This window comes from Faecalibacterium sp. BCRC 81149, assembly GCF_022750605.1.
Classification (GTDB): Bacteria; Bacillota; Clostridia; order Oscillospirales; family Ruminococcaceae; genus Faecalibacterium; species Faecalibacterium duncaniae.
Genome location: NZ_QXJA01000017.1, coordinates 41,335 through 48,925, shown reverse-complemented (window position 1 = coordinate 48,925; position 7,591 = coordinate 41,335). Strand labels below are relative to the sequence as shown.

Sequence of the window (7,591 nt, the reverse complement as noted above, 5' to 3'; positions counted from 1 at the left end):
CGAGGTTGATAGGCACGATGTGTAAGTGGAGTGATCCATTCAGCAAGTGTGTACTAATAGATCGAGGGCTTGACCACAATTCGCTTGAATTCTCAAGTCAATGACAAAATGTGAGCAGTAATTATTCAGTTTTGAAGGCACGTCCTTCTAAAAACACTGGACAAAGTAGAACAGAAATGTTATACTGAACCAGTCATATTGGTCGGTGACGATGACGGTGAGGTTCCACCTGTTCCCATTCCGAACACAGAAGTTAAGCTCACTCGTGCCCAAGATAGTTCGCTGGAAACGGCGCGTGAAAATAGGTAGTCGCTGACTTAAGTGAAAGCTCTGAGATGAAAATCTCAGGGCTTTTTTGTTGTGTATTACCGAAATGCGAAGATATAGTTTGTTCAAACCGCGCATAGCGTACTGCTTGACAAACTGACTACTATGTAATACAATATAGATAAGCTACAACGCATTGCATAGTAGATAGAAAGGAGGAAGCGGATTGGAAAATAATGCACAGCTGCTAAAGGGTGTATTGGAATATTGCGTGTTGCGGCTGATTGAAAAAGAACCAACCTATGGCTATGAAATAGTGATGCAGTTAAAACAGGTCGGTTTTGCAGAGATCAGCGAAAGCACGCTGTATCCGCTGCTTTTACGCCTGGAGCAGCAGGAGAAGGTGACAGTGGAGCGGCGACCTTCTCCCAAGGGCCCAAGCCGAAAGTACTATGTGATCACCGAAAAGGGGACGGATTCTCTTTTGGATTTTCAACAGGAATGGAACCGACTGTGCGGTTTGGTAGAAAAGATTTTTCGGGAGGATAGAAGATGAATAACTATTTCACCTTGCGAAGAGCGAACCGTCTGCGCGTAAAACTGCTCAACAGCAAAAGCCAGGAGCAAATCAGAGAGGTTATTCGATATCTGCGGCGTACCAGTTGGGATGAGTGCGGCGTAGAGCTGATATACAGTGACCTGATCGATATGGCGGTGCAGGCCAATGAGAATGGACAGGAACTATTCAACGTGATTGAGGATGCAAAAACCTTTGCTGAGGAGGTTAAGCCAAGCCTTAAAACTTTGAGGACTGGAGATTATTTCTGGTTTGTGGCACCACTGTATTTCTTCTTTGGCTGGGGGATAGAGAGTCTGCTGCTGTATCCGGTGGTTTCGGACTGGGTGTTTGAACTCTCACTTGGGTATTTGATGCAGCTTGTGGTCTGCATAACTGCTTTTTGCTGGCTGTTCCGGAAGATGATGGAGCAGGCGGGGTTTCCGCCAAGCAAGCATCGTCTGAAATACTGCGGCTGGCTGGTGCTTTATATTGCAGTGCTGTATGCAACAGGTGCATTTTTTACACGGATCGCTGGAGCTTTTGTTTTGCTGCGCCTGCCGATTTTGCCCTATGCCCTTTTCAGTCTCCTGCTGGGTGCGGGGTTGTATGGCATAAAATTTTGGAGGTATGGCAAAGATGAACGCTTGAGAGAACGTATCTGAATCCTCTTTATGATGTACGTCTGCCGGGCCGTGGAAAACGAGCTCATCCCTGACCTGAACAAAGAAAAGAAGCGCTTCATCCTTTCCCGGATGAGGCGCTTCTTTTCTCATAAATAATGGGTGCTTACTGCCCTCCGTGGCGGCGGGCTTCGGCGGTGAGCTCCTGCTGAAGCGCGGCCTTGCGATGGTCGAGCAGCAGGTCTTTGTTGTACCGGAAATAGCGGTCGCAGCCATTTTCGGTGATGAAAGCATGGGAAGCAGGGTTCAAGGTCAGCTCCGTGACGAACACCACCATCTCCTGGCTTTCGGCAAAGGCATTCTCCATGAAGTCGAATGCTGCTTCCAGCGCGGCGCTGGCGGCTTCCTGTGCCTGATCCCGGGCCTCGGCAAGGGACTGGAACTGTGTGCGCAGGAGGTCAAAGGCGGGCTGTGTGCTCACCGCATTGGCGCGGCGCAGCTCCGCATCCCAGCTGCGGAGGGCGGCATACACCTGCAGGCGGGTATTCAGCGCGTCATGGCTCAGCAGACCGGCGGCACGCTGGCGCTGGGTCTCGGCATCATAGTCCGTGACCATCTGAGCGAACAGGGTAAGCTCCCCATCCGGGATGTCTGCAGGCAGGGTGGAAAAGCCCTGTTTGGCCTCTCGCAGGAAGGCGTAGCAGGCATCGGCGACGGCATCGGCCTGCCGGGAAGCAGTGAACCGGGTGTTCAGACCGGACAGGATCAGACTGACCAGCGAGAGCCGTTCATCAAACGGTGCATTGAGCAGGCGGGCATAAACGGCAGGCTTGACCTGACCGGCCAGGATCTCCTCTACGCCGTAGTCATCACGGTACTTATAATAGAGATCAAGATAGGCAGAGAAGTCCTCTGCGATCTTCTGGTGCTGGAGATACTGCCGGATGAGTGCTTCATCTGCCTGCAGGCCCAGGGATTCATAGGTGTCCAGCAGGTTGGAAAGATCCTCCCAGCCGCGGGCAGTGACGAACTGTGTGCCGTCCACGTCGGCGTTGATCTGGTAGAAGTTCTGGGGATGCAGATCGAGGTAGCTCAGGATGGCACTGTGGATGTGGGCTGTGCGGGCGTAATCCTTCCATACCTGCAGGTCGGGCTCAATGTCCATCCGACGGACACGGTCCAACGTGACGATATCGAAATCGCGGACGGATTTGTTATACTCCGGTGGGTTGCCTGCCGCTACGATGACCCAGCCGGCAGGCACGGCCTGGTTGCCGAAGGTCTTGCACTGCAGGAATTGCAGCATGGTGGGGGCCAGCGTCTCAGAAACGCAGTTGATCTCGTCGATGAAGAGGATGCCCTCTTTCAGGCCGGTGGCTTCCATCTTGGCGTAGACGCTGGAAATGATCTCGCTCATAGTGTATTCGGTCACAGAGACATCCTTGTCGCCATAATGGCGCTGCCGGATGAAGGGCAGGCCCACGGCGCTCTGGCGGGTGTGGTGGGTGATGGTGTAGGCCACCAGTGCCACACCGCACTCCCGGGCGGCCTGCTCCATGATCTGGGTCTTGCCGATGCCCGGAGGGCCCATCAGCAGGATGGGGCGCTGCCGGATGGAGGGAATGGCATACTCGCCCAATGCGTCCTTGGCCAGGTAGGCTTTGACAGTGTGTTCAATCTCTTCTTTGGCGCGTTTGATATTCATAAGTTCACATCCTCACGAGTTGTTCAATTCACGGTAAGGGTCGTCCTCTTCGGCCAGCGCGTCGGCCAGTGCCGATGCGGCCCGGGCCGTTGGCCCTGAAAATTCATCCTCATCCAGAACCACCTTCATGGCCCAGGGGGGAACGTTGGCATCGTCGAATTTCTCGCCCAGGAACAGGAACGCGGTGTCGTAGGCTGGGCGGCGGGCCGGGTAGGTGCCCATGCCATCGGTAAAATAGAGCAGGCCCCGCAGGTTGGAGAACTTCTTCTCGGCGCAGAGCTGGTTCACATATTCAAAGGCAGGCCGGAAATCGGTGCCGCCGCCGCCCCGCAGCTCAAAGTGGTTCATGGCATGGATGAGCTCGTCTTCGTTACGGATGAGCAGATCCTGCCGGATGGCATTGTCTGCCTGAATGAGATGCAGGTTCATCCGGTGGAAGAAGTTCTCCCGCCCTTTCAGCAGGGTGTAGGTCTCGGCCAGAAAGGCCCGTACCAGCTCGCCGGAGGTGGAGTAGCTGGTGTCAATGACCAGCGCCAGCTCCTCGATCTTCTTGCTTTCCCGGGTCTCCAGTGGCTCGATCAGGGGCATGTTACCGTAGACCGACAGGCCGTAGGTGTAGAAGTTCAGGTCGAACTCATCCGGATCGAGGTGGACCTCCTCCCGGGTCACGCAGAACCGCCGCAGGAAATCCTGATAGCTCCGGCGGCTGCGGTTGGCGGCCTTGACCTGCTGCTTCAGGGCATCGGCACCGTCACCGGCTTCCTTGTCCCGCAGGTCCAGCTCGGTCTGCATCCGCTCACCGATCTTCTGCCACGTCTTCTGGGGCAGGGGCGTGGGCATCTGCTGGGGCTGCTCGGGGGCATCCTTGGGCCACAGGCGGTGGTCATCGGTGTAGAATTCCCGCTCCAGCTGGCGCAGAATGCCGGGGGTCTGGCCAGCCAGCCACCGGTAAGCCGGTGCAGCAGCCACCACCCTGCCCTCCGCAGCAATGGCGGCGTAGGCGTTCTGGCGCACCCAGGTCAGCGGGCGCTTGACACTGGAACGATTCAGGCTGTCCAGCACATTCTCCACGGCGATATCGCAGGCCAGATTCCACAGCCGGGCATCCCGCTTGCCCTTGAGCCAGAGATGGCGGAATACGCAGTGGAATACCGTGTGCAGATACAACCGATTGAGATATTTTGGGTTCTCCTGGTAGAGCCGCAGCAGGGCGCTGGGCTGATAATAGAGGTTCACGCCGTCTGTGGCCAGCACGCCGCACCGCTCGTCCGGTACCGGGGTCAGGGCACTGAGCGCCATATCCAGAAAGCGGAAGTCGAGGTACAGCCCGCTGCGCACCACAGCCAGCACCTCGCCACCCATCCGGGCCTGCCACTCCTCGTGGGTCTCAGGCCGTTTGGATGCAAAGGGCTTGCGGGGGTCGAAGAATTTCTCTTTTTCAGAAATCAAAATCATACCTCCGCTTCTTCGGGGCGGAACCCCTCTTTTTGTGCTCTGCGTCGGCCAGCAATGCCGCGGCAGCTGCGTTGTCTGCCTTGGCGGCAAGTACCGCGCCCTCAGCAAAGGCAGCAGCATCCAGCACATCCAGCGCCAGCAGATCCTTTATGCTGTCGGTATCCTGTGCCTTTAGCAGGCGCTGGAGCACAAGGCCGGTGTGAGCGGCCAGAAATTCACGGTAGGGGGCCTTTGCCTTTTCGGTCAGGTTCCATGGCCAGCGCAGGCGGTCAAAGCAGAGCATGGCCGCCACGCCCTGATCCTCGGCGGCGTGGCCGTCCGGGAAGATGGCATCATATTCTGCAGAAAGGATTTTTCCATCCAGAAAACACTGCCTGTAATGATATCCCTGCCCCGAAAAGGTGTGAAGCAGGATGTGGGCGGGGCTTTCTTCTACGTCCTCCCAGTAGGCGGGGTACCATAGCCCTGCCCGGGGACGTGCCTCACCCGGGAGCCAGAACAGTGCCCGCACGGCCTCGGTGATGTTGTTCACAAGGGCGAACAGGCCGGTCTTTTCCTCGGGAGCGGCCCGGACAAGGAGGTCTGCCAGCGCAAAGCAGTTCAGGAACACGTCGCTGCCCACAGTCAGATCTCCGGCTCCCACACTGAGCCGCCGCAGCCTGCGGCAGTTGTAAAAGGCGCAGTTGCCGATGACCTGCAGGCTGTCCGGCAGGATGATCTCCTCCACGAAATTGCCGCACACCGGGTGCAGCTCCTCCGGGGCGGCAGGCTCTTCCCCGAAGTCGAGGTCGTAGCGGCCATGCCGTCCGGTCAGGTCGCGGCCAAAGGCCTGCACAAGGGTGCAGGTACCGTCCGGGCTGACTTCATAGCGGCAGAGTGCATCGGCCCCGGGCAGGCTTCTGGGCTTCTCGGAGAAGCAGTAGTCCCCCAGCTCGGTGATGGCCAGCACCCCGCCCTCTGGGCCCGGTACGCTTGCGGGAAGGGCCGCACAGGGCGCGTCGCCGTAAACACGGGTCAGGCGGGCGGTGTTCTTCTGTAACGGGATGATATCGATAAACATAGGGTCTCCTAACAAAAAAACTGCTGCACGGGCAGAGCCGTGCAGCAGTTGGGAGGGATGCGGTTACTGTGCGGCCTGTGAAGAAGCGGTAGAGGCGGCCGCATTGTCGGCAGCTGGAACCGTGCCGGTATTGGCAATATACAGGCTGAGGAACACACCCATGATGAGGGTGGCAACAGCCATCAGGATCGCATTCCGGATCAGATGCTTTTTCATCTGTTTGTACTCCTTTGAAAGGATTTACTTTGCAGGCTTGAAGCTGTCGCGCAGGGTGACCACGCGGTTGTATACGCCGGGGTTCTTGCTGTCCGGGGTGAAGAAGCCGGTGCGGACAAACTGGAACTTCTCGCCGGGCTTGGCATCCTTCAGGCTCTCTTCCAGCTTGCAGCCCTTGCGCACCACAACGCTCTCGGGGTTCAGGTAGTCCTTGTAGTCGCTGCCCTCGGGGATGGCGTTCATGTTGGCCTCGGTAAACAGCTTGTCGTACAGGCGGACTTCAGCATCCACAGCGTGGTCAGCGCTGACCCAGTGGATGGTGCCCTTGACCTTGCGGCCATCGGCGGGGTTGCCGTTGCCGGTCTCAAGGTCGGCGGTGCAGTGGATGGCGGCGATGCTGCCGTCGGGGTTCTTCTCCACGCTCTCACACTTGACGATGTAAGCGCCCATCAGACGAACCTCGCCGCCAATGGTCAGACGCTTGAACTTCGGGGGCGGCACCTCGGCAAAGTCCTCGCTCTCGATCCACAGCTCGCGGGTAAAGGCGACCTTGCGGGTGGAGGCATCGTTGGCTTCGCGGTTGGGGTTGTTGGCCACCTCAAAGAATTCAGTCTTGTCGGCGGGGTAGTTGTCCACGACCAGCTTCACGGGGTCCAGCACGGCGATCCGGCGCTGGGCGGTCAGGTCCAGCTCACTGCGGATGCAGGCTTCCAGCTGACGCATGTCGATCAGGTTGTCGGACTTGGAGATGCCGGCCTCCCGGACAAAGGTGAAGATGGAGGTGGGGGTGTAGCCGCGGCGGCGCAGGCCGCACAGGGTCGGCATCCGGGGATCATCCCAGCCGTCCACGATGCCCATTTCCACCAGCTCGCGCAGGTAGCGCTTGCTCATCACGGTGTTGGTCATGTTCAGGCGGGCGAACTCGCGCTGCTTGGGGAACTCGGTGCCAAAGATATTCTCGATGACCCAGTTGTACAGGGGACGATGATTCTCGAACTCCAGGCTGCACATGCTGTGGGTGATACCCTCAATGGCATCCTGGATGGGATGCGCAAAGTCGTACATGGGGTAGATGCACCACTTATTGCCCTGGCGGTGGTGTTCAGCATACTTGATGCGGTAGATGGCCGGGTCACGCATGTTCATGTTGGGGCTGGCCAGGTCGATCTTGGCACGCAGGGTCTTTTCCCCCTCCTGGAACTCACCGGCACGCATCCGACGGAACAGGTCCAGATTCTCCTCCGGGGTGCGGTCACGCCACGGAGAGGGACGGCTGGGCTTGCCGGCATCGGCACCACGGTACTCGCGCATCTCGTCACGGGTCAGGTCGTCCACGTAGGCCTTGCCCTCCAAGATGAGCTTCTCGGCGTACTCGTAGCACTTGTCAAAGTAATCGCTGCCATAGAAGATGCCGCCGTTGGGGTCAGCGCCCAGCCAGTGCAGATCCTCAATGATGCTGTTGACATACTCCTCACCTTCGCGGGCGGGGTTGGTGTCATCCAGGCGCAGGTTGAACTTGCCGCCATACTGGTTTGCGATGGACCAGTTGATGTAGATGGCCTTGGCGCTGCCGATGTGCAGGTAGCCGTTGGGCTCCGGCGGGAAGCGGGTATGGATCTCGCTGATCTTGCCCTCGGCCAGGTCAGCGTCGATGATCTCCGTCAAAAAGTTTTTATCTGCCATAGTGGTTTCCCCCTTGGTTTCAGGGC

7 protein-coding genes and 1 rRNA gene are annotated in these 7,591 nt (G+C 57.9%); 3 read left to right on the top strand and 5 right to left on the bottom strand.

Annotated elements, in window-relative coordinates; translation table 11 throughout:
• Positions 1-201 precede the first annotated feature (201 nt).
• From rrf to D3F01_RS14180, 3 genes are all read left to right on the top strand, one after another.
• Positions 202-318 (top strand): 5S ribosomal RNA (gene rrf / locus D3F01_RS14190).
• A 175-nt stretch (positions 319-493) separates the two neighbouring features.
• On the top strand, positions 494-823 hold the full coding sequence (locus D3F01_RS14185; protein ID WP_117477412.1) for a PadR family transcriptional regulator: 330 nt from the start codon (positions 494-496) through the stop codon (positions 821-823).
• On the top strand, positions 820-1,488 hold the full coding sequence (locus D3F01_RS14180) for a hypothetical protein (protein ID WP_242889348.1): 669 nt from the start codon (positions 820-822) through the stop codon (positions 1,486-1,488). Before D3F01_RS14185 ends, D3F01_RS14180 begins: the two co-directional genes overlap by 4 nt.
• Before the next feature lie 124 nt (positions 1,489-1,612).
• Here the strand turns inward: D3F01_RS14180 and D3F01_RS14175 are convergent, their stop codons facing one another.
• The 5 genes from D3F01_RS14175 to D3F01_RS14155 all read right to left on the bottom strand — a co-directional run bounded on the left by D3F01_RS14175 (position 1,613) and on the right by D3F01_RS14155 (position 7,565).
• Complete coding sequence (locus D3F01_RS14175) at positions 1,613-3,151, bottom strand: AAA family ATPase (protein ID WP_242889347.1); 1,539 nt, start codon at positions 3,149-3,151, stop codon at positions 1,613-1,615.
• Between the two features lie 12 nt (positions 3,152-3,163).
• Positions 3,164-4,606, bottom strand: coding sequence for a VWA-like domain-containing protein (locus D3F01_RS14170; RefSeq protein ID WP_098923241.1), 1,443 nt, complete (start codon positions 4,604-4,606; stop codon positions 3,164-3,166).
• Entirely contained in the window at positions 4,590-5,666 is a 1,077-nt protein-coding gene (locus D3F01_RS14165) for a leucine-rich repeat protein (protein WP_242889346.1), read from the bottom strand. Before D3F01_RS14165 ends, D3F01_RS14170 begins: the two co-directional genes overlap by 17 nt.
• 63 nt (positions 5,667-5,729) lie before the next feature.
• Positions 5,730-5,882, bottom strand: a complete 153-nt coding sequence (locus D3F01_RS14160; RefSeq protein ID WP_005936439.1) for a hypothetical protein — start codon at positions 5,880-5,882, stop codon at positions 5,730-5,732.
• Positions 5,883-5,906: 24 nt separating this feature from the next.
• Entirely contained in the window at positions 5,907-7,565 is a 1,659-nt protein-coding gene (locus tag D3F01_RS14155) for a glutamine--tRNA ligase/YqeY domain fusion protein (protein ID WP_156075173.1), read from the bottom strand.
• Positions 7,566-7,591: the final 26 nt, after the last annotated feature.

Excerpts from the sequence above, each read along its gene's own strand:
- D3F01_RS14160 (WP_005936439.1), bottom strand. The coding sequence starts at position 5,882 with ATGAAAAAGCATCTGATCCGGAATGCGATCCTGATGGCTGTTGCCACC.
- D3F01_RS14170 (WP_098923241.1), bottom strand. The coding sequence starts at position 4,606 with ATGATTTTGATTTCTGAAAAAGAGAAATTCTTCGACCCCCGCAAGCCC.
- D3F01_RS14175 (WP_242889347.1), bottom strand. The coding sequence starts at position 3,151 with ATGAATATCAAACGCGCCAAAGAAGAGATTGAACACACTGTCAAAGCC.
- D3F01_RS14180 (WP_242889348.1), top strand. The coding sequence starts at position 820 with ATGAATAACTATTTCACCTTGCGAAGAGCGAACCGTCTGCGCGTAAAA.
- D3F01_RS14165 (WP_242889346.1), bottom strand. The coding sequence starts at position 5,666 with ATGTTTATCGATATCATCCCGTTACAGAAGAACACCGCCCGCCTGACC.
- D3F01_RS14155 (WP_156075173.1), bottom strand. The coding sequence starts at position 7,565 with ATGGCAGATAAAAACTTTTTGACGGAGATCATCGACGCTGACCTGGCC.